Annotated in this window: 18 protein-coding genes; 9 read left to right on the top strand and 9 right to left on the bottom strand. The window is 68.1% G+C overall.

Features of this window, described 5'->3' with window-relative positions; genetic code table 11:
• Nucleotides 1-33 precede the first annotated feature (33 nt).
• Nucleotides 34-576, top strand: a complete 543-nt coding sequence (locus V2L32_RS12990; protein ID WP_331232856.1) for a carboxymuconolactone decarboxylase family protein — start codon at nt 34-36, stop codon at nt 574-576.
• A gap of 113 nt (nt 577-689) precedes the next feature.
• Here the strand turns inward: V2L32_RS12990 and V2L32_RS12985 are convergent, their stop codons facing one another.
• The 6 genes from V2L32_RS12985 to V2L32_RS12960 all read right to left on the bottom strand — a co-directional run bounded on the left by V2L32_RS12985 (nt 690) and on the right by V2L32_RS12960 (nt 8,758).
• On the bottom strand, nt 690-1,604 hold the full coding sequence (locus V2L32_RS12985; protein ID WP_331232855.1) for a 1,4-dihydroxy-2-naphthoyl-CoA synthase: 915 nt from the start codon (nt 1,602-1,604) through the stop codon (nt 690-692).
• 106 nt (nt 1,605-1,710) lie between these two features.
• Nucleotides 1,711-3,462 carry a 2-succinyl-5-enolpyruvyl-6-hydroxy-3-cyclohexene-1-carboxylic-acid synthase gene (gene menD / locus V2L32_RS12980; RefSeq protein ID WP_331232854.1) on the bottom strand — a complete coding sequence of 584 codons (1,752 nt, stop codon included), beginning with the start codon at nt 3,460-3,462 and terminating at the stop codon, nt 1,711-1,713.
• Nucleotides 3,459-4,799, bottom strand: coding sequence for an isochorismate synthase (locus tag V2L32_RS12975; RefSeq protein ID WP_331232853.1), 1,341 nt, complete (start codon nt 4,797-4,799; stop codon nt 3,459-3,461). Before V2L32_RS12975 ends, menD begins: the two co-directional genes overlap by 4 nt.
• Before the next feature lie 159 nt (nt 4,800-4,958).
• Nucleotides 4,959-6,665, bottom strand: coding sequence for a glycoside hydrolase family 13 protein (locus tag V2L32_RS12970; protein WP_331232852.1), 1,707 nt, complete (start codon nt 6,663-6,665; stop codon nt 4,959-4,961).
• Between the two features lie 160 nt (nt 6,666-6,825).
• On the bottom strand, nt 6,826-7,422 hold the full coding sequence (locus V2L32_RS12965; RefSeq protein ID WP_331232851.1) for a sulfite oxidase-like oxidoreductase: 597 nt from the start codon (nt 7,420-7,422) through the stop codon (nt 6,826-6,828).
• Between the two features lie 64 nt (nt 7,423-7,486).
• The gene (locus V2L32_RS12960) at nt 7,487-8,758 is read right to left on the bottom strand and encodes an MFS transporter (protein WP_331232850.1); all 1,272 of its coding nucleotides are present in this window, start codon (nt 8,756-8,758) and stop codon (nt 7,487-7,489) included.
• A gap of 139 nt (nt 8,759-8,897) precedes the next feature.
• Here V2L32_RS12960 and V2L32_RS12955 point away from each other — a divergent pair, with 139 nt between their 5' ends.
• The 3 genes from V2L32_RS12955 to V2L32_RS12945 are packed head-to-tail and all read left to right on the top strand — an operon-like array spanning nt 8,898 to nt 11,612.
• A complete protein-coding gene (locus tag V2L32_RS12955) occupies nt 8,898-9,110 on the top strand; it encodes a DUF7120 family protein (RefSeq protein WP_331232849.1) in 213 nt (70 codons plus the stop codon).
• Between the two features lie 55 nt (nt 9,111-9,165).
• On the top strand, nt 9,166-9,444 hold the full coding sequence (locus V2L32_RS12950; RefSeq protein ID WP_331232848.1) for a UPF0058 family protein: 279 nt from the start codon (nt 9,166-9,168) through the stop codon (nt 9,442-9,444).
• A 50-nt stretch (nt 9,445-9,494) separates the two neighbouring features.
• Complete coding sequence (locus V2L32_RS12945; RefSeq protein WP_331232847.1) at nt 9,495-11,612, top strand: DUF7527 domain-containing protein; 2,118 nt, start codon at nt 9,495-9,497, stop codon at nt 11,610-11,612.
• Here V2L32_RS12945 and V2L32_RS12940 read toward each other — a convergent pair.
• Complete coding sequence (locus V2L32_RS12940; protein ID WP_331232846.1) at nt 11,609-11,914, bottom strand: hypothetical protein; 306 nt, start codon at nt 11,912-11,914, stop codon at nt 11,609-11,611. The two genes, V2L32_RS12945 and V2L32_RS12940, sit on opposite strands and share 4 nt — an antisense overlap.
• A gap of 154 nt (nt 11,915-12,068) precedes the next feature.
• On the opposite strand from V2L32_RS12940, the gene V2L32_RS12935 reads away from it, so the two are divergent.
• Genes V2L32_RS12935 through V2L32_RS12925 form a run of 3 tightly spaced genes read left to right on the top strand, consistent with a single transcriptional unit; the run spans nt 12,069 to nt 14,192 of the window.
• Complete coding sequence (locus V2L32_RS12935) at nt 12,069-13,436, top strand: adenylosuccinate synthase (protein ID WP_331232845.1); 1,368 nt, start codon at nt 12,069-12,071, stop codon at nt 13,434-13,436.
• A gap of 37 nt (nt 13,437-13,473) precedes the next feature.
• Complete coding sequence (locus V2L32_RS12930) at nt 13,474-13,614, top strand: hypothetical protein (protein WP_331232844.1); 141 nt, start codon at nt 13,474-13,476, stop codon at nt 13,612-13,614.
• On the top strand, nt 13,611-14,192 hold the full coding sequence (locus V2L32_RS12925; protein ID WP_331232843.1) for a hypothetical protein: 582 nt from the start codon (nt 13,611-13,613) through the stop codon (nt 14,190-14,192). The genes V2L32_RS12930 and V2L32_RS12925 overlap by 4 nt, the downstream gene beginning before the upstream one ends.
• Here the strand turns inward: V2L32_RS12925 and V2L32_RS12920 are convergent.
• Entirely contained in the window at nt 14,189-14,749 is a 561-nt protein-coding gene (locus V2L32_RS12920; protein ID WP_331232842.1) for a hypothetical protein, read from the bottom strand. The two genes, V2L32_RS12925 and V2L32_RS12920, sit on opposite strands and share 4 nt — an antisense overlap.
• Nucleotides 14,750-14,886: 137 nt before the next feature.
• On the opposite strand from V2L32_RS12920, the gene fdhF reads away from it, so the two are divergent.
• Together fdhF and V2L32_RS12910 are read left to right on the top strand one after the other, a co-directional pair.
• A complete protein-coding gene (gene fdhF, locus V2L32_RS12915) occupies nt 14,887-17,022 on the top strand; it encodes a formate dehydrogenase subunit alpha (protein WP_331232841.1) in 2,136 nt (711 codons plus the stop codon).
• A gap of 122 nt (nt 17,023-17,144) precedes the next feature.
• Entirely contained in the window at nt 17,145-18,344 is a 1,200-nt protein-coding gene (locus V2L32_RS12910) for an AGE family epimerase/isomerase (RefSeq protein ID WP_331232839.1), read from the top strand.
• Here V2L32_RS12910 and V2L32_RS12905 read toward each other — a convergent pair.
• Entirely contained in the window at nt 18,341-18,976 is a 636-nt protein-coding gene (locus V2L32_RS12905) for a DUF4013 domain-containing protein (protein WP_331232838.1), read from the bottom strand. The two genes, V2L32_RS12910 and V2L32_RS12905, sit on opposite strands and share 4 nt — an antisense overlap.
• Nucleotides 18,977-19,040 lie beyond the last annotated feature (64 nt).

The following is a 19,040-nucleotide window of genomic DNA, read 5'->3' as shown; positions in this document are numbered from 1 at the left end:
AACGGTTAACCACCCGCTCCGAGAACCCCCCGTATGGCACGCGTTCCGTACGTCACCGACGAGGATCTCCCGCCGGAGTACCGCGACCTGATCGTCTCCTCGTTACAGGGCAGACGGCTCCACGTCTACCAGTCGATCGGCAACAACCCGGAGGTACTCGCGGGACTCAGGGGCTTTTTCGCCTCGCTCTGGACCGACACCGGCCTCGACGAGCGCGGGCGCGAACTCGTGATCCTCGCGGTCTCGCGCGAGGCGGAGTTCGACTACGAGTGGCACCAGCACGTCCGAATCGCCCGCGGCGTCGGCGTCACCGACGAGGAGATCCTCGCGATCTCCGAGGGCCGACTCGAGACGTTCGACACCGACGACCGGGAGCTGATCGAGTACGCCATCGCGGTCGTTCGTGAGGAGGTCGACGACGCGCTCCACGATCGCCTCGCAGAGCGCCACGGTAACGATACAATCGTCGGTATCGCCGCGCTCGCGGGGGCGTACGCGATGCTCGGACAGGTACTCGCCGCCTTCGACGTCGAACTCGAGGAGCCGTTCGTCGGCTGGACGCTCTCCGGTGACTGAGAGAAATCGTCGTAGCCGATCGTCCCTCTCGGGCGTACAGGTCACCGGTGTCGTTCGATCCGCAGTCGAGGAACGGTGAGTCTCTCCGACGATCCCTCCGAGTTCGCCTCCTCTCAGAAGTACCAGGGGTACTCCGAGAACTCCGGCTCGCGCTTCTCGACGAACGCCTCGCGCCCCTCCCTCGCCTCGTCAGTCATGTAGCCCAGCCTCGTCGCCTCGCCGGCGAACACCTGCTGGCCGACCATCCCGTCGTCGGCGGCGTTGAACGCGAACTTCAGCATCCGGATCGCCATCGGCGACTTCCCCTCGATCGCCGCCGCCCACGAGAGCGCCACCTCCTCTAGCTCCTCGTGGGCGACGACCTCGTTCACCATCCCCATCTCCTCGGCTTCCTGTGCTGAGTAGGTCTTCCCGAGGAAGAACACCTCTCGAGCTCTCTTCTGGCCGATCTGCCGGGCGAGATACGCGGAGCCGTAGCCGGCGTCGAAACTCGCGACGTCCGGGTCGGTCTGGAGGAACTTCGCGTGGTCGGCACTCGCGAGCGTCATGTCACAGACGACGTGCAGGCTGTGGCCGCCGCCGACCGCCCAGCCGGGCACGACTGCGACCACCGGCTTCGGGGAGAACCGGATCAGCCGCTGGACTTCGAGGACGTGCAGTCGACCGGTCTTCCCGACCGCATTCCCCGCGTCGCCCTCGTCCAACCCACCATCTCCCTCCGTGTACTCGTAGCCGGAGTCGCCCCGCACCGTCTGGTCCCCACCCGAACAGAACGCCCAGCCACCGTCCTTCGGGGAGGGACCGTTGCCGGTCAGCAGCACACAGCCCACGTCGGTCTGCTGGCGGGCGTGGTCCAGTGCGGTGTAGAGTTCGTCGACGGTGTGCGGGGTAAACGCGTTTCTGACCTCCGGTCGGTCGAACGCGATCCGGACGGCACCCACCTCGCGGGCGCGGTGGTAGGTGAGGTCGGTGAACTCGAAGCCCTCCACCTCGGTCCACCGGTCGGGATCGAATAGCTCAGAGACCATACTGTACGGTCCGGGATCGGGGTGTTAAAGCTTCGTTTCGGTCGGGTCACTCGCTCATCGACGTCAACGAGGGCCGTCACCTCGTCTCGTTCCCTCGTCCCGTCGGTCAGAGCACGTTGACGACCCGTTCCTGGATCGCTTCGCGCGTGCGGTGGCTCGCCTCGCTCTCTACGCTCACCTCGATCACCTGCGTTCCGGAACTCGCGAGGGAGTCCGTGTACCGCTCCTCGAACGCCTCCACCGACTCGACCCGCTCGAACTCGAAGCCGTAGAGCGCTCCGAGCGGCTCGAAGTCGAGGCCGTGCGGCGTCTTGAACTGACTCGTGAACGGCGGGTCGAACGACTCGATCGGGAGCATGTGGAAGATGCCGCCGCCGTCGTTGTTCACGAGGACGACCGTCGCGTCGACCCCACAGCGCGAGAGCGCGAGCAGCCCGTTCGCGTCGTGGTAGAACGCGACGTCGCCCGTGACGAGCACGAGCCGCTTGCTCGCGCTTCCCGCACCGAGCGCGCTGCTCGCGATCCCGTCGATGCCGCTCGCCCCGCGATTGCCGAGAACGGAGAGGTCCGCAGTACGGGGTCGGGCGAACCGATCCGCGTCACGGATCGGCATCGAGTTCGAGACGAACACGGTACAGGGCTCCGGCGTCCGGTCGAACGCCCGTGCGAGGATCGCTCCCTCGAAGAGACGGTTTTCCTCACTCTCGAGCAGTTTCCAGTACCCGATCTCGGCCCCGGAAAACCGTTCGCGCCAGTCGGGATCTACAGGGGTCCCGTCGATCCCCTCCGCGAGCACGCGACAGAGCCGATTCGGATCGACCACCGCGATCTCCCCCGAACCGAAGCGTGCCTCGCGCCACTCCCCCGCCGGGTCGACGACGACCTGCCGGGCGTCTGAGTCGCGAAGGAAGAGCTGGAGCGTCTTCGAGGTCGGCGGCGCGCCGACCCTGAGGACGAGGTCGGGATCGGGCCACGTTCGGACCACTCGGTCGTCGAGATACGAGTCGTAGGCCCCACAGACGAGCACGTCGTCGTGGGCGACGTGGGGACCGTACCGGACCCCGGAGAGCGGGTCGGCGAGCACCGGGAAGCCGGTCGCTGTGGCGAGCGCCGAGACCGCCTCCGGGTCGAGGGTGTCCGAGGGACCGGCGACGATCAGCCCTCGTTCGGCCCCACCGATCGCCCGTTCGAGCGTCCGTCGTTCGTTCGCTCCGAGCGTCGAGGTCCCCCCGTGTGGGGTGACGAACGGGCCGTCCCGTCCGTCGGCGGCGAGCGGAAACCGCTCTGAGAAGCGCTCCGGGACGTCGTCGGGAACCTCGGTCGGTTCCAGCGGCTTTCCGAACGGGACGTTCAGGTGGACCGGTCCCGACGGCATGCCCTCCGCGGTCCAGATCGCCCTCGCGATATCGGTCCGCAGCGACCGAAGCTTCCGGTCGTCTGCCTCGGGTTCGGGGAGATCGCGGTACCACCGCACCGCGTCGCCGTAGAGCTTCTCCTGGTCGATCGTCTGGTTCGCCCCCGAGTCGCGCAGTTCGGGCGGGCGGTCGGCGGTGAGCAGCACCATCGGCACTCGCGCCTGAGACGCCTCGATCACCGCCGGGTGGAAGTTCGCCGCCGCGGTGCCGGAGGTGCAGACGAGCGGCGTGGGTCGTCCCGTCGCCTTCGCCCGACCGAGCGCGAAGAACGCGGCCGAGCGTTCGTCCAGGTGCGAGAACACGTCGACCCCCTCGTGCTCCGCGAACGCGACGGTGAGCGGCGTCGACCGACTTCCCGGCGAGATGCAGACCGCGTCGATCCCCGCCTTCGCGACCTCGTCCGCGATCGCACGCCCCCAGAGGACGTTCCGGTTCGGGATCATTCGAGCTCGTCGAGGATCGGCCGGTACTTGTGCTGGATCTCCGCCCACTCCTCTGCGGGGTCGCTGTCGGCGACGATCCCATTACCTGCATACAGCGTCGCCCGGGTCCCGTTTGCGACTGCCGATCGAATCGCGACGGCGAACTCGCCCTCGCCGGCGGCGTCGAACCAGCCGACCGGCGCGGCGTACCACCCCCGATCGAACGCCTCGGTCTCGCGGATCGCCTCCATCGCCGTCTCGGGGGGCAACCCACCGACCGCGGGCGTGGGGTGGAGCGCCTCGACGATCTCCAGCACGTGTGTCACCCGATCGAGATCGACCGAGATCGGCGTCCCCAGGTGTTGGATGTTGGTGAGCTTTCGGATCCCCTGTTCGCCCTCCCGCACCGCGCCGAACGGGCGGAGTTGCTCACAGATCGCGTCCACGACGAGGCGCTGTTCGTGCTGGAGTTTTCGACTCTCGAGTAGCGACCGGCCGAGTTCGTCGTCTCGGTCGGGGTCCTCGCTTCGGGCAACCGAGCCCGCGAGCGCCTCGGTCGCGACGCGACCGCCCTCCAGCCGGACGAGGCGCTCCGGCGGCGGACCGAAGAAGCTCGCCCCCTCGGTGGGCTGGATGAGGAACCGAAAGCAGTTCGGGTAGGTTCGCCGGAGGCGTTCGAGCGTCGCGGGGACGTCGAGGGCGCTCTCCAGCTCCACGTCCATCGCCGTCGCGAGCACCACCTTCCTGAGTTCGCCGGCGTCGATCCGGCTCACCGCGTGGGCGACCTCGTCGGTCCACTCCGCCCGCTCGGGCCGGATCCGCGTCGACCGAACGCCGGGAGAGCCGGTACTCGCCCGCATCATCGGGAGCGTCGACGTCCGTTCCGCGGCCGCGTCCAGTGCCCGTTCGACCGCCGCGGGGGTCGTATCGTGGTCCGCTCGGTTCACCGAGAGCCAGGCAGCGTTCGGGCCGCGGGTGAGCTGTACCTCGGGGAGGACGAACCGTGCGCCGGGGAAGTCTGCCCAGGGATCCGTCCGGTCGTGATCCGCGTCGAAGGCGAAGCCGCCGAAGAGCCGCGGTCGCGTCTCGGCCGGCCCCTCGTGATCGATCGCCTCGAAGAGCGCATCGGCTCGCTCCCGGATCGCCTCGAAGCGCCCCTCGCCGTCGGCGGTGAGCGTCGTCGCCGCGCCGACGCCGATGCACTCGATCCCGTCGAGGTCGGCCCAGTGGACCTTCGGCGGCTCGTGAGCGTCGAGGAAGGCCCGGAAGGAGACGTCCGAGAGCTCCCGGGCGCGACTGACCACCTGCGAGCGATCTCGGGCGGCCTGTAGCCGTTCGTCACCCCGGGCAGGTTCCATTACCCCACGTTCGGGACCCCGCACGCAAGAGCGTATCCATTACAGGACCGGAGGGCGACCGGTGAACGATCCATTGGGGTTCGGTCCGGGCCTCGACGGGCCCTCTCCATCGCCGCCCCCATCACGTCGCCGGTAGCCACAGACCCCGGACCGATCCGTTCAGATCCGATAGACGACCGCCTCGTACGGTCGGAACTCTCGTCCCGACGGGTCCGGCGGCGAGTCGTCGTAGTTGCTGCAGAGCACCGCCCGAGCGCCGGCGTCCACGACCCCGGAATCGAACGTCGCGGGCTCGTCCGACCAGTCGAGAACGACGAGCACACGCTCGTCGCCGAACGTCCTGGTGTACGCGTAGAGCCGTTCGTCGTCGGGGAGCAGGAGGTCGTACTCCCCGTAGACCAGCACGTCCTCCTCGTGGCGGAGGTCGACGAGCCGTCGGTAGTGGTGCCAGACGGATCGCTCGTCGGCGCGGGCGGCCTCGACGTTGATCTCGGGGTAGTTCGCGTTGAGCGGGAACCACGGCTCGCCGGCCGTGAAGCCCGCGTTCTGCGCGTCCGACCACTGCATCGGCGTCCGCGCGTGGTCGCGGCTCACGTGGTTCACGAACTCGCGCAACTCGTCGTAGCTGTCGGCCCGTCCGGCGTCCAGGGCCTCTTCGACGGCCCCGACCGTCATCGGGTCGTCGAGGGCGGCCAGCCGCCGGAAGTCGTCGTTCGTCATCCCGATCTCCTCGCCCTGGTAGACGAACGGGGTGCCGCGGGCTGTCAGCAGGAACGTCGCCAGCAGTTTCGCGCTCTCGACCCGGTAGGTCCCGTCGTCGCCGAACCGCGAGACGATCCGTGGCTGGTCGTGGTTTCCGAGGTACTGGGCGTTCCATGCGTTCTCGCCGAGGTCGCTCTGCCAGCGGCTCATGATCGCCTTGAACTCCGGGAGGCTCCACTCGCCCCACCCCTCGGGGTCGAACCGACCCCGGGGGCCGACGTCGACGTCCATGTGCTCGAAGTGGAAGATCATGTCCAGGCCGTCGCCGTCCTCACCGAGGTAGCGGTCGGCCATCTCCACGGTGGTGTCGGCCATCTCGGCGACGGTCATCACGTCGTAGTTCGAGAAGGTACGCTCGTACAGTTCGCGGAGGTACTCGTGGATGCGGGGGCCGTGACTGAACACCTCGATCCCCCTCGGCTCCCGGTCGGCGGTCCCGTCTGGCAGCCCGTCCGGCTTCGAGATGTAGTTGATCGCGTCGATACGGAAGCCGTCGATCCCCCGCTCGAGCCACCAGTCGACGAGCGACGCGATCTCGTCGCGAACGTCGGGGTTACGCCAGTTCAGGTCGGGCTGTTTCTCGTCGAAGAGGTGGAGGTACCACTGGCCGCGGGTGTCGTCGTAGGTCCAGGCCGACCCTCCCATGAACGACCCCCAGTCGTTCGGCGGGACCCGCTCGCCGTCCCCGTTCACGTCACCGTCGCGCCAGTAGTAGTACTCGCCATAGCCGTCCTCGCGCCGCCTCGACCGCCGGAACCACTCGTGCTCGTCGGAGGTGTGGTTGACTACGAGGTCCATGAGCAGTCGCATCCCGCGCGCGTGAAGCGCCGAGAGGAGCTCCTCCCAGTCGGCCATCGTCCCGAACGCCGCCGCGATCGATCGGTAGTCGCTGATGTCGTAGCCGTTGTCAGCGTTCGGGGACTCGTACACCGGACAGAGCCAGACGACGTCGACACCGAGCGCGTCGAGGTAGTCGACCTTCTCCGTGATCCCGCGCAGATCCCCGACGCCGTCGCCGTCGCTGTCGTTGAAGCTCCGCGGGTAGATCTGGTAGACGACCGCCTCCTTCCACCATCGCCGGTCCGGTGTTCCATCGACGTTCATGCTCTCACCACTCCCCGAGCACACCAGAAGGGTTTCGTTGCGACGCCGTCTCCCCTCCCGTCGGAGTCCGGCACACGTTCGGAGGGATGGGTGAAACCGCTCACCGGTTCGGTTCGACGGCGTGCTCGCCTCCGAGACCTGCCCGACGCCGCTTTCGCGTCTAACTGTAGCGCTCCTCGGCCCACGGGTCGGCCGTGTTCGAGTAGCCCCGTCGCTCCCAGAACCCCCTCTCGGGTTCGGTGAGGAACGTCACGTCCGTCACCCACTTCGCCCCCTTGTAGGCGTAGCGATGGGGCGTGACGACTCGAAGCGGCCCGCCGTGTTCCCTCGGGAGGGGTTCGCCGTCGAACTCGGAGGCGAACAGGACCTCCTCGCGAAGGCAGTCCTCCAGAGGCAAGTTCGTCGTGTAGCCGTCGAGCGCGTCGAACATGACGTGGACGGCGTCGTCGTGGACGCCCGCACGATCCGCGATCTCGGGGAAGGGAACGCCGGTGAACTCGCAGTCGAACCTGCTCCATCCCGTCACGCAGTGGAAGTCCTGGCGCTGGGTCTCGTGTGGGAGGTCGCCGAACTCCTCCCACGAGTACGTCAGGTCGTCCTCGACCGCCCCCCGGACGGTGAACTCCCAGATCTCGGGGTCCCACTTCGGGACCGAGCCCTTCGAGAGGACGGGGAACTTCTCGGTGACTCGCTGTCCCGGCGGCAGTCGCTCCTCGCCGAACTCCCGGTAGAGGTCCGTGACGTCCCTGACGCTCATACCCGTCCTATCGTCTCCGCGGGCTTATGTCGTGTCACTCGCGACCGATTCTGGCACCGCACCATCACGGCAGCGAGAGGAAGGCCGCCGCGAGCACGAGCGCGACGAGCGCGATCGCGGGGTAGGCGACGAGCAGGCCGAACTCCGTCGCGAGCGCGCCGAAGGTCGCGGGGCCGGTCGCGCTGCCGACCGCGCTCGCGGTCTGGATCACGCCGAACAGCCCGCCGCTGAAACGCTCCTCCGCGTGGCTCGAGACGAGCGCGTTCTTCACTGGCACGCAGGCGTACATCACGAAGCCGATGACGAAAAACCAGACCGTCACGACCCCGAGGACGACCGTCTCGCCGACCGTCCCGAGGGCGTTCACGACGAGGAAGGTTCCGCCGACGAGGAGTGCGGTCCCGATCGAGACGGCCCCGCCGAGACGGCGCCTGTCCACCCGGTCGGCGAGGCCGCCGGCGTAGAGCGAGGAGAGGCTGCCCGCGACGAGCATCGCGAAGAAGCCGACGTTGCCGAGCGCGAGCGAGCCACCGACGCCGTCCGCCACGTAACTGGTGGTAAACGTCTGGATCGCACGGGTCTGAACCGAGATACAGAACGTGATCAGAAAGAGCACGACCAGCCCTCTGGTCAGCGGGACGTTGATCGTCCTGCGCACCCGTCGGAGGAGCGTTCCGAGGCGTCCGGATACGCTCGAAGTGGACCGTCCGCCGTCGGTCTCCGGGGTCGTCGCTCGCTCGCTTCCGGTGCCGTCCTCCGGGTCCCGGAACGAGAGCGCGAAGACGACGGTGACCGCGGCGCCGAGGGCGGCGGCGACGACGAGCGCGGCCCGCCAGCCGGCGATGGCGGCGACGCCGCCGATGGCGACCGGCGACATCGCGATGCCGACCATCCCGCCGAAGCCGAAGACGCCCATCGCCCTCCCCTCCGTCCCCCCCGATTCGAGGTCGCTGATCAGTGACATCCCCGTCGGGTGGAAGGTGCTTCCGCTGATCCCGGCGAGGCTCTGGGCGAGCACGAGCGTCGCGTAGCTCTCCGCACCGGCGGCGAGCAGCAGTGAGAGCGACATCCCGGCGAGGCCGGCCACGAGGATCCGACGTTTCCCGTACCGGTCGGCGGCCACGCCCGCCGGGAGTTGGAAGACCGAGTACATCGCGAAGAAGACGGTGAGCAACAGCCCCGCCTGCGCGTAGCTGATGCCGAGGTCGGCGACGAGCAGCGGGATGATCGGGGGGAGGGCGATCGAGAAGAACTCGTTGACGCCGTGGGCGGTGCTGATCAGCCCGACGTTCTTCGGGTGGGCGACCTCGACGTACCGGCGGAGACCCGCGCACATGGGTCGGGAGAGCGGGCCGGCATGGGTAGGGGCTTCGAACGGGGCAGTCCGTGCGAACGGACCGCAGAGAGCGACACGCGGGGGAACCGGCCACCCCACCAGAGTTATATACACCCTGGCCGAAGCCCCGGTTGTTCAGATGCCGAAAGTAGAGATAACGATCCCAGAGCACCTCGAAATGCAGATCTCGCAGATGATCGACCAGGGCGACTTCCTCAACCGGGAGGAGGCGATCGAGGAGCTCCTCTCGACCGGGATGAAAGCGTACAAGACCAGCGGCGGCGCGCTCGCGGACGAGGCCGGCGTGGAGGAAGACGGGATGATGGGCCACGAAGACGAGTACGTGTTCTAGGTGTGTGATCTCCTCTCGGGAAATCCTTAACACCGCAACCGCCGTAGCGCGAGTAATGCACAAAGAGGAACTCCTCGAACTCCACGAGCAGATGGTGACGATCATGGAGTACTTCCGCTCGCGCGAGGAGGTCGACGGCTCGATCTTCGCCCCCTACGACCAGCTCGACGTCGACCCCTCACACGTCCACAAGTCCAAGAGCGAGCACAAACACGCCGTCTTCGTCCTCGGAAACGCGCTCGCGACGGCGATGAGCGACGACGAGTTCTCGAACGCCGGCCGCCTCTCGAAGCGGATGGAGGAGCTCGCCGACGACGCCGAGAGCAAGCTGTAACCTCTCCGATCGGCAGAAAGGTTTTATCGGACCCTCGCCACCGCCGAGCCATGCAGACGCACATAGAGACACGGCTCTCCGAGTGGGAGACCCGATCGATCGACGGCGACTCCGAGCCCCTCCCGACGCTCGCAGCGGAGGGGTTCACCGGCGTCGCGAGCGTGGATGACCGTCGCCTGTTCCTGCTCAACGGCCGGGCGATCGGCCCGGAGGCGACCTCGCTCGACGCCTTCGAGACGCCGACCGCTGTCCACAGCGCACCCGATCCGGGGCTTTCGCTCCTGTACGCGATGGCCGAAGAGGGTGGGGAGACGACAGCGAGCTACTACACCGAGGAGACCCCCCTGACCGAGGTCCACGAGACGCTCACCGAACGGGGGTTCTCGGGCTACGTCTCGCTCTCCGAGAACGTCCTGAGCGGGGAGTACTACACCGTCTACTACGGCGGTCGTTCGATGGACGTCGCGTTCGTCGGCACCGGCGAACGCCTGTTGACCGGCGAGGAAGCCCGGGAACGAGCCGAGGCGGAGGTCGGCATCTACGAGGTAGTCTCGGTCGATCTGACGGTCGCGCAGCTCCCGGAGCCGGGCGAGGAGCCCCCGGCGCCGGCAGCCGAAACCGACGGGACACGAGAGCCCGCCGAGGGGGCCGACGCGTCCCCGTCCGACGAGCCGGCCGACGGTCGACGTTCCGATGTGCCGATGCCGGAGGGCCGAGAGCACGTGACGGTCGATCCGATCCGAGACGACACGGCCGACGATCCCACGAGTCCGGTCGATGCGGTGACTCCGGCGGACGAGGGTGAGCCGGCACTCGCCCCGGAACCGGCGGAGGAGAGCGAGGTTTCCGTGACTGACGACGGGATCGACGACGCTGGTGCGGAGGCGCCGGACGGGTCGGAACCGGAGGAGGTACCGACGGACGGGCCGCTCGTGGAGGAGGAGTCCGTCACGACGGCCTCGGGGGCGGAGCCCGACGCTGACACCGAGGGACTGCCGGAGGGGATCGACCTCCCCGAGCGGTCCGAGGCCCCCGAGGACCCGCTCGCGGCCGAGCGCGACTGGCGCGGACGGAGGCGGGTCCCCTCGCTCGACCCCGCATTGAGCGCGGGCGACGGTGGCGACCCGGCGACGGTGCCCGAGGGACGGGGCGAGTCGGAGACGGCCGATCGACACGACTCGGGAGCCCTCGATGGGATCGAGCCCACGTCCTCCGCCGACGAGACGGATCGTGATCCGGAGGGAACACGCAGTGGACCGCCGGACGAGGTACCGCCCGTCGACGGCCAGTCGGCGCACGCGCTCCGCGAGACGCTCGAATCCGTTCGCGCAGAGCGCGACGCCGTCGCGGCGGAGGCCGAACGGCTGCGCGGGACCGTCACCGACCTTCGCGAGCGACTGGATCGAGCGGAGCGCGAGCGGTCGGGCCCGGAACCGACGCAGGACGAGGGTCGCTCGATCGACCCGGAGACGGCGCTCTCGGGGACGGACCTGTTCGTCCGCTACGACTCGAAGCGGGGGGCGACGCTCCCGGACGTCCACGCGGGCGAGGCAGAGCGCGACGCGCTGGTCGAGAACCTCCGGCTCTCGACGCACACGCGGTTCGACTCGGAGGGGCTCTCAGTGGCGGGCGAGCCGTTCTCCGCGTTCCTCGCGGGGACGATCGAGTACCGGTTCGTCGAGTGGCTCGTCGGCGACCTGCTGGCGGAGATCGGCGAGAGCGAAACGGCGTCGGGGATCGCCACCCTCACCGAGGCGCTCTCGCGGATCGACCGTGCGGAGCTTCTGGGATCGATCGAGATCGACGGGGGCGAGGAGGAGGAGCGAGAGAGGTTCGACGTGGTGCTACGCGACAGGATGGGCGAACCACTTCTCGTCGCCGACCTCCACGAGGGCCGCGAGCCGGCTGGCGTCGAGCCGATGACCTCGCTGGTCCGCTCCGCGTCGGCGGTCGCCGAGGCCGAGGAGGCCCTCTCGGGCGCGATGGCGGTGACGACGAGCTTCTTCGACCCCGAGGCGCTCGAACTGGCGGACGAGGCGACGCGGTCGGGGCTCCTCCAGGGCGGCTCCAGGGAGAGCTTCGTCCGGCTCTCGCGGAGACGCGGCTACCACCTCTGTCTGGTCGAGGCGCGCGACGGCGGGTTCGAACTGACGCTGCCGGAGCTCTAGGACTGGATCTCGGCGATGCTGTCGATCTTCATCCCCTCGAGGGTGTCGATCGTCCCGTCGAGTTTTCCATCGAGGTCGTTGACGAACTCCTCGGTCCGGTCGGTCGTGATCGCACCCTGGCTGGAGGGCTCGATGAGGTTCTCCTCCTCGAGGACGCGAAGCGAGTAGCGCACCTTGTGGTGTGGGTAGCCGGTCTCGTTCGACATCTTCACGATCCCGATCGGCTCGTTCTCGATGACCATCTTCAGCACCTGCAGGTGTCGTTCGAGCATGTCGACTTCCTTCTCAAGCCGGTCTATCATGGCACTTGCTAACTTGTCTTGCTTCCTTTTTAAACGTTGCCCCCCGGACCGCAAAACCCGCCTCTTCCTCTAAGAGGTGTGTGCGCCGTGGTAACCGTTTCGGTCCGACGAATCGACCGCAACCGGTAAAGCGACGGCACGGGAACTCCGCCCGATGACCGTTACCATCGTCGGGTCCCAGCTCGGTGACGAGGGGAAAGGCGGCGTCGTCGACCTCTTCGGCGAGCGCGCCGACGTCGTCGCCCGCTACCAGGGCGGCGACAACGCCGGCCACACCGTCGTCCTCGGGGAGGAGACGTACAAGCTCTCGCTCGTCCCCAGTGGCGCGGTCCGCGGGAAGGTGGGCGTGCTCGGAAACGGCTGCGTGGTCAACCCCGAGACGCTCTTCTCGGAGATCGACGAACTCCGCGAGCGCGGACTGGAGCCCGACGTCCGGGTCGCAGAGCGCGCACACGTGATCATGCCGTACCACCGCGCGCTCGACGGGATCGAGGAGGAGGCCAAATCCGACTCCGACCTCGACGCCGGCACGACGGGGAAGGGGATCGGTCCCACCTACGAGGACAAGGTCGGCCGCCGCGGCATCCGGATCGGCGACCTGCTCGACCCCGACGCACTCGATCGGAAGCTCTCGTACGTCCTCCCGCAGAAGCGGGCGCTCTGCGAGTCGGTCTACGGGGCGGACCCGGAGCGGTTCGACGACGCGTTCGACTACGAGACGCTCTTCTCGCTCGCCCGGGGCTACGGTGAGCGGCTCCGCGAGGAGGGGATGACGGTGAACGCGGGCGCGTTCCTCACCGAGCGGATCGATGCCGGTGAGAACGTGATGTTCGAGGGTGCCCAGGGCACCGTCATCGACATCGACCACGGCGACTACCCGTACGTCACCTCCTCGAACCCGACGGGAGGGTACGCCGCGACGGGCACCGGCGTCGGGCCGACGGTCGTCGGCCGGGGGGAGGTGATCGGTATCGTCAAGTCGTATCTCACGCGCGTGGGAACGGGCCAGCTCCCGACCGAACTCGGCTCCGTCGAGGGCCAGACCCCCGAAGACGGCGGCCGCCCGGAGGCGTCCGATCTCGCGACGTACATTCGCGACGAGGGTGGGGAGTACGGGACGGTCACCGGTCGCCCGCGTCGCGTCGGCTGGCTCGACCTGCCGATGCTGCGACACGCCGCTCGCGTCAGCGGGTTCACTGGCCTCGTGATCGGACACGTCGACGTGCTGGCCGGGCTCGACGAGGTCGAGGTGGGTCACTCGTACACGCTCGACGGGGAGGAGCTCCTGACGCTGCCCTCGACGAGCGAGCGGTGGGCCCGCTGTACGGTGAACTACCGCACGTTCGAGGGCTGGCCCGAACCCGACTGGGAGGCGGTCGCGGCCGAGGGCTACGAGGCGATCCCCGCGAACGCACGAACCTACCTGGAGTACGTGAGTGAGCAACTTGGGGCGCCGATCTACGCCGTCAGCGTCGGCCCGGGTCGCGAGCAGACGATCGTCCTCGAAGAGCCGTTCGAGTAGCGACAAGGGCTTTATCTGGGCCTGCGGAGCGGATGACATGAGCGAGGAGCGAGAGGTCGAGTCGACCGCCGAACGCTACGACCGGCAGGCCGAGGGGTTTCTCGACCTCGAGGCGTCGCTCTCCGAGGTGGAGGGATCGGAAGCGGTCCTCGGGAGGCGACGATCACGGGCGTCGTGATCGAGGCCGAGCGCCGCCCCGCGAGCGAGGTTCCCGAGAGCTATCCGGTGGGGATCGAGACGCTGGAGGCGCTCGTGCTCGGCGTCCACCTCGATGCGGATCGCTCCACCACCGTCTACGTCGAGTGGCCGGACGAGATGAGCGAAGAGGCCCCGCTCGTCGGACTGCTCGCCGCGCTCGACCTCCACCCGTCGACGTTCGCCGACCTCAACGGCGAGCGCGTCCCCCTCCGCCGGGTGGAGAGCCGGTACGTCCTCGACCTGCCCGAGCGAGAGCCGACGGATCGCTCGTCACGGTGGGCCTGGGGCGTCGCCGCCGGGATCGCCGTCTGGGTCGCCATCTGGCTGTTCCTGGACCAGATCGGTCTGCTCGTCGACGTCGGCGGGGTGATCGTCGTCACCTGGCTGCTGTTACCCGTGCTCACCTACTTCGACCTCATGTACGTCCGCGAGGCGAGCGACTGGGAGCCGAACCGCCTGCTCTGGCCGGTACTCGCCGCGATCTGGCTGATCAACGTCCCCGCCGGGCTGCTCTACCTCTACAGGCGGACGCGGGCGCTCGGTCCGTTCTGGCGCTAGTCCTCGCTACCGAGCCGCCACAGCCCCCGATACAGCGTCCACATGTCGCAGTCAAAGCGCTCTCCGAGCGAGCGACAGCGCTCGAGGTAGCGCTCGTACTCGGCGAGCGTCGGCGGATTGGGGTAGCCCCCTTCCACCTCGCCCGCCGCGTGGAGCGTCCCCCACTCCCGCGGCCCGACGACGATGTACCGCTCCGTATCCGAGAAGAACAGGAACGCCGAGGCGACCGGGAGGGCCACGCCCTCTAGCTCGCACAGCCGGTCGATTCGCTCAGCGAGGGTGCCTCCGGTCGCGGCGTCAGTCACTGCTCGTCGGACCTCCTGACGCTCGTTCGCCGCGAACGCCCCCTCCCGCTGGCGGATCTCGCGGTTCGAGTACTCGCCGGTGGGGCGTCTGTAGAACCACTGGACGACCCACTCGGCGTCGCGGAAGCCGAACTCCCCCTCTCGGAACGCCTCGGGAAGCGTCTCGACGTTCTCCACCTCGACCGGGACGAACGGCTCGCGTTCGTCGTACTCGGCGGCGGCCTCGGAGACGAGCGTACGGGTGAGCTCCATACCGGGAGGAGGAGGGGGAGACCCTGAACGCTTTGCATACGTGATCGAACATGATCGTTTGTGACCATCTCGCAAGCGTAAAGTGGTCTCTCTCCCTCGGTCTAGACCGATGAACCTGTATCACGGGGTGAGCGGCGATGGCGACTGAGGAGCAGGAGCCGGTGAAGACGATCTGTCCGTACTGCGGCGTGGGCTGTGGTATCCAGGTCAATCCGGGCGAGGAACCCGGCGACATGCGTTTCATGCCGTGGGGCGAGGCGCCGGTCAACGAGGGGAAGATCTGCATCAAGGGCGGCGCCGCGACGCAGGTCGTCGACCACGAGGACCGGCTGACCGAGCCGCTGATCAAGGAAGACGGCGAGTTCCGCGAGGCGTCGTGGGAGGCGGCCTACGGCCTGATCGTCGACGAGCTCGAACGGATCCGCGAGGAGCACGGCCCGGACGCGATGGGCTTCTACGGCTCCTCGAAGACGATGAACGAGGAGAACTACCTCCTCCAGAAGCTCGCCCGGCGCTTCGGCACGAACAACGTCGACAACTGTACGCGGATGTGTCACGCCTCGACGGTCTGGGCGCTGCGAACGAGCCTCGGCGCGGGCGCGATGACAAACAGCATGGCCGACCTCCGGGAGGCGGCGGACGTATTCTGGATCCACGGGGCGAACCCGGCCGAACAACACCCGATCGCCAACAGCGTCTACTTCCGGCAGGCGGTACTGGAGGGTGCGACGGTGATCCAGATCGACCCTCACGCGAACAAGACGACCCGGACGTTCGACATCGAGGGGACCGACCGGCACATGCACCTCCAGCTCAACCCCGGGACGGACATCCCGCTGCTCAATATCGTCCTCAAGACGATCCTCGAGCACCACGAGGCCCATCCCGAGGACGGCTGGATCGACGAGGCGTTCATCGCCGAGCGGACCGAGGGGTTCGAGCACCTGAAAGAGACACTGGAGGGCTTCGACAAGGAGGCCGCCGCCGAGGAGTGTGGCGTCCCCCTCGAAGAGATCGAGGAGGCCGCCCGGAAGTACGCGGATGCGGGCAACGCCGCCATCTTCACGGGCATGGGGATGAGCCAGCACCGCTGTGGCGTCGACAACGTCCAGAACGAGATCAACCTCGCGCTGATCACGGGCAACATCGGTCGGCCCGGAACCGGGGTGAACCCGCTTCGCGGGCAGAACAACGTCCAGGGCACCTGTGACGTCGGCGCGATGCCGAACGTCCTCCCCGGCTATCAGCTCGTCGACGACGACGAGGCCCGCGAGTCGGTCGAGGAGGTCTGGGGCTTCGAGATCCCCCCCGAGCCGGGGCTGACGAACGTCGAGATCTCCCACGAGGCGGGGAACTCCGTCCACGGGCTCTACGTGATGGGCGAGAATCCGATCATGTCCGAACCGGACGCGAACAACGTCGCGAAACGGTTCGAGGAGCTCGAGTTCATGGCCGTCCAGGACATCTTCATGACCGAGACGGCGAAGTTCGCGGACGTGGTCCTGCCGGCGACGACGTGGGCCGAACGCGGCGGCACCGTCACCAACACCGATCGCCGGGTCCAGCGGATGCGAGGGGTCGAAAAGGTCCACGAGACCACGAAACACGACCTGGAGATCGTTTCGGAGATCGGTACCAGGCTCTTCGGCGAGGACGGCGGCTTCTCGTTCTCCGATCCCGAGGAGGTCTTCGAGGAGCTGAGACAGGTCTGTCCGAGCTACTACGGGATGACCTACGAGCTGCTCGGCGAGGAGGGGATCCAGTGGCCCTGTGAGGAGATCGGCGACGAGGGCGACCCCTACCTCTACGAGGAGAGCTTCGACACCGAGAACGGCCTGGGTCACATCGAGGGGGTCAGACACACCCCGCCCGCTGAGACGCCCGACGAGGAGTACCCGCTGATCCTCACGACGGCCCGACTCGAAGAGCACTACAACACGGGGACGATGAGCCGGCGCTCGCCGACGCTGAACCGCCAGCATCCGGAGAATTTCGTCGACGTCCACCCCGCTGACGCCGAACGCTACGGGATCGAGGACGGCGATATCGTTAGAATCCGCTCGCGTCGGGGTCAGATCGACGTGCGGGCGCAGGTCACCGAGGACACGAAGGAGGGCGTGATCTGGACGACGCCGCACTTCGCGTCGGCCTCGGCGAACGTGCTCACGAACGACGTGCTCGACGAGCGGGCGAAGATCCCCGAGTACAAGGCCGCCGCCGCGGAGATCGAGGTCGGGATCGAACCGGCGGAGGGGGCTCCGGCGGACGACTGAGCGGGAGGGAGGCGAAGCCGACCTCCAGCGATCGTCCGTCGGGTTGCGCGACGACTGATCGACGTCGGGTTTCGGTCGTCTCGACCCCGCCAGCTATGTCGTTCCCGCTCGGGGTGTCGGCCATGAACGTCTACCGCACACGCGAGGGGCTCCGACACGCGTTTCGTGACGTCCTGAATTTCTACTACCCCGACTGCATCGACGCCCGTTACGGGGGGTATATCGCCCAGATCGACGAACGCGACGGGGGCGTCTACGACGGTCGAACGAAACACCTCGTCGCGACCGCCCGCGGCGTGAACAACTTCTCGCTCGGCGTGCTCGCCGACGGTCCCGACTGGTGTCGGTACGCCGCCGAGCACGGCCTCCGATTCCTCTCGGTCGCTCACTGGGACGACGAGTGCGAGGGCTACGACTGGCTGCTCGACGGCCGTGACGCGACGGATAGAACCAGATACTGCTACGGCCACGCCTTCGCGCTCCTCGCGGGCGCGCGGGCACACCGGGCGGGAATCCCTGGCGGCAGGGAGGAACTCGACCGGGCGTTCTCCGTCCTCGAGGATCGGTTCTTCGAACCGGAGTACGGACTGTACGCCGATCGGGCGTCGCCCGACTGGACGGAGCTCTCTCCCTACCGGGGCGCGAACGCGAACATGCATACCCTCGAAGCGCTACTCGCTGCGGGCGAGGCCACCGGGGAGGCGCGCTTTCTCGACCGGGCGTACACGGTCGCCGACCGGTTCACTCGCGACCTGGCGAGCGAGAGTGATGGACTGCTCTGGGAGCACTACACCGAGTCGTGGGAGCCCGATTTCGCGTACAACGAGGACGAACCCCACCACCAGTTCCGCCCGCCGGGCTACCAGCCGGGTCACCACGCCGAGTGGGCGAAACTGCTCCTCGTGCTCGCGGAGCACCGCGAGGAGCAATGGTTCGTCCTGCGAGCCCGGGAACTGTTCGACGCCGCGATCGATCTCGGGTGGGACGAGCGGTGCGGAGGACTCTCCTACACCGTCGAGGCCTCGGGGGAGCCGATCGTCGCGGCGAAGTACGGCTGGGTCCACGCGGAGGCGATCGGCGCGAGCGCGCTCCTCGCCGATCACGACGACTCCGACCTGAGGTGGTACGATCGGCTCTGGGCCTACGCTCGGGAGCACCTGATCGACCCCGGAACCGGGAACTGGTACGAGAAATGCACCCGCGAGGGCGCGTACGACGGGCCGAACCGCGGCCCGGCGGTCGAACCCGGCTACCACCCGGCGACGAACTGCTGGCTCGCGATGGGTGTGCTGGACGAGGACCCGGCGGCGTTCGACCCCTAATCGACCGCGACGGCGTAGCCCCGGGCGACCCGCCGCACGGCGACGATCGTCATGTAGGCGCCGACGAGCGAGCCGAGGACGGCGAGCACTCCTCCGAGATCCACGAGCGCGCTCGTGAGCGCGAGGCCAAGCAGGCCGAGGATCGAGCCGGAGCTCCAGCCGACGAAGTAGGCGGCGTGGACCGCGATCGGGCGGAGCCGTTTGAGCCCGGCGCGGAGCGAGTCCGACCGGGCGTAGTTCGCGAGCGCGATCGGGAGGAGGTAGGCCGCCGTCGCGAGGACGAACAGCACCGTCGTCGAGCCGGCGAGGACGATCAGCGTGCCGGCGCCCGTCGGCTCCCTCCCGGTTTCCGCGAGCAGATAGAAGGTGACCAGCGCCATCCCCAGAGGAATCGCGCCGTAGACACCCGCGAGGACGCTCGCTCCGATCCCACGACGGAGCACAGTTCGGTCGAGGAACGTCGGCGGTTCGTCTTCGTCGCCGGTTTCGAGGACCGTCGCGAGGTAGCCCAGCAGCGGGACGAGCGCGAGCACCGGGAGCGCGATCGAGTGGACGAGGACGCAGAGCCACGCCGCGAGCAGCGCCTTCTCGGCGTGCTCGCCGCGGAGCGGGTACCGAAGCGCCTCGAACATACCACCGGTTTCGGCGTCCGAGGGTTATCGCTTGCGCGATCGACCGGATCGTCACGGTCGGACC

Source organism: Halalkalicoccus sp. CGA53, from assembly GCF_036429475.1.
Classification (GTDB): Archaea; Halobacteriota; Halobacteria; order Halobacteriales; family Halalkalicoccaceae; genus Natronorarus; species Natronorarus salvus.
Note: the sequence above shows the minus strand (reverse complement) of the source record. Positions and strands in the feature narration are given on the sequence as shown.

Bases quoted from the DNA above. Each gene is read 5' to 3' on its own strand.
- V2L32_RS12990 (WP_331232856.1), top strand. From the start codon at position 34: ATGGCACGCGTTCCGTACGTCACCGACGAGGATCTCCCGCCGGAGTAC.
- V2L32_RS12985 (WP_331232855.1), bottom strand. From the start codon at position 1,604: ATGGTCTCTGAGCTATTCGATCCCGACCGGTGGACCGAGGTGGAGGGC.
- menD (WP_331232854.1), bottom strand. From the start codon at position 3,462: ATGATCCCGAACCGGAACGTCCTCTGGGGGCGTGCGATCGCGGACGAG.
- V2L32_RS12975 (WP_331232853.1), bottom strand. From the start codon at position 4,799: ATGGAACCTGCCCGGGGTGACGAACGGCTACAGGCCGCCCGAGATCGC.
- V2L32_RS12970 (WP_331232852.1), bottom strand. From the start codon at position 6,665: ATGAACGTCGATGGAACACCGGACCGGCGATGGTGGAAGGAGGCGGTC.
- V2L32_RS12965 (WP_331232851.1), bottom strand. From the start codon at position 7,422: ATGAGCGTCAGGGACGTCACGGACCTCTACCGGGAGTTCGGCGAGGAG.
- V2L32_RS12960 (WP_331232850.1), bottom strand. From the start codon at position 8,758: ATGTGCGCGGGTCTCCGCCGGTACGTCGAGGTCGCCCACCCGAAGAAC.
- V2L32_RS12955 (WP_331232849.1), top strand. From the start codon at position 8,898: ATGCCGAAAGTAGAGATAACGATCCCAGAGCACCTCGAAATGCAGATC.
- V2L32_RS12950 (WP_331232848.1), top strand. From the start codon at position 9,166: ATGCACAAAGAGGAACTCCTCGAACTCCACGAGCAGATGGTGACGATC.
- V2L32_RS12945 (WP_331232847.1), top strand. From the start codon at position 9,495: ATGCAGACGCACATAGAGACACGGCTCTCCGAGTGGGAGACCCGATCG.
- V2L32_RS12940 (WP_331232846.1), bottom strand. From the start codon at position 11,914: ATGATAGACCGGCTTGAGAAGGAAGTCGACATGCTCGAACGACACCTG.
- V2L32_RS12935 (WP_331232845.1), top strand. From the start codon at position 12,069: ATGACCGTTACCATCGTCGGGTCCCAGCTCGGTGACGAGGGGAAAGGC.
- V2L32_RS12930 (WP_331232844.1), top strand. From the start codon at position 13,474: ATGAGCGAGGAGCGAGAGGTCGAGTCGACCGCCGAACGCTACGACCGG.
- V2L32_RS12920 (WP_331232842.1), bottom strand. From the start codon at position 14,749: ATGGAGCTCACCCGTACGCTCGTCTCCGAGGCCGCCGCCGAGTACGAC.
- fdhF (WP_331232841.1), top strand. From the start codon at position 14,887: ATGGCGACTGAGGAGCAGGAGCCGGTGAAGACGATCTGTCCGTACTGC.
- V2L32_RS12910 (WP_331232839.1), top strand. From the start codon at position 17,145: ATGAACGTCTACCGCACACGCGAGGGGCTCCGACACGCGTTTCGTGAC.
- V2L32_RS12905 (WP_331232838.1), bottom strand. From the start codon at position 18,976: ATGTTCGAGGCGCTTCGGTACCCGCTCCGCGGCGAGCACGCCGAGAAG.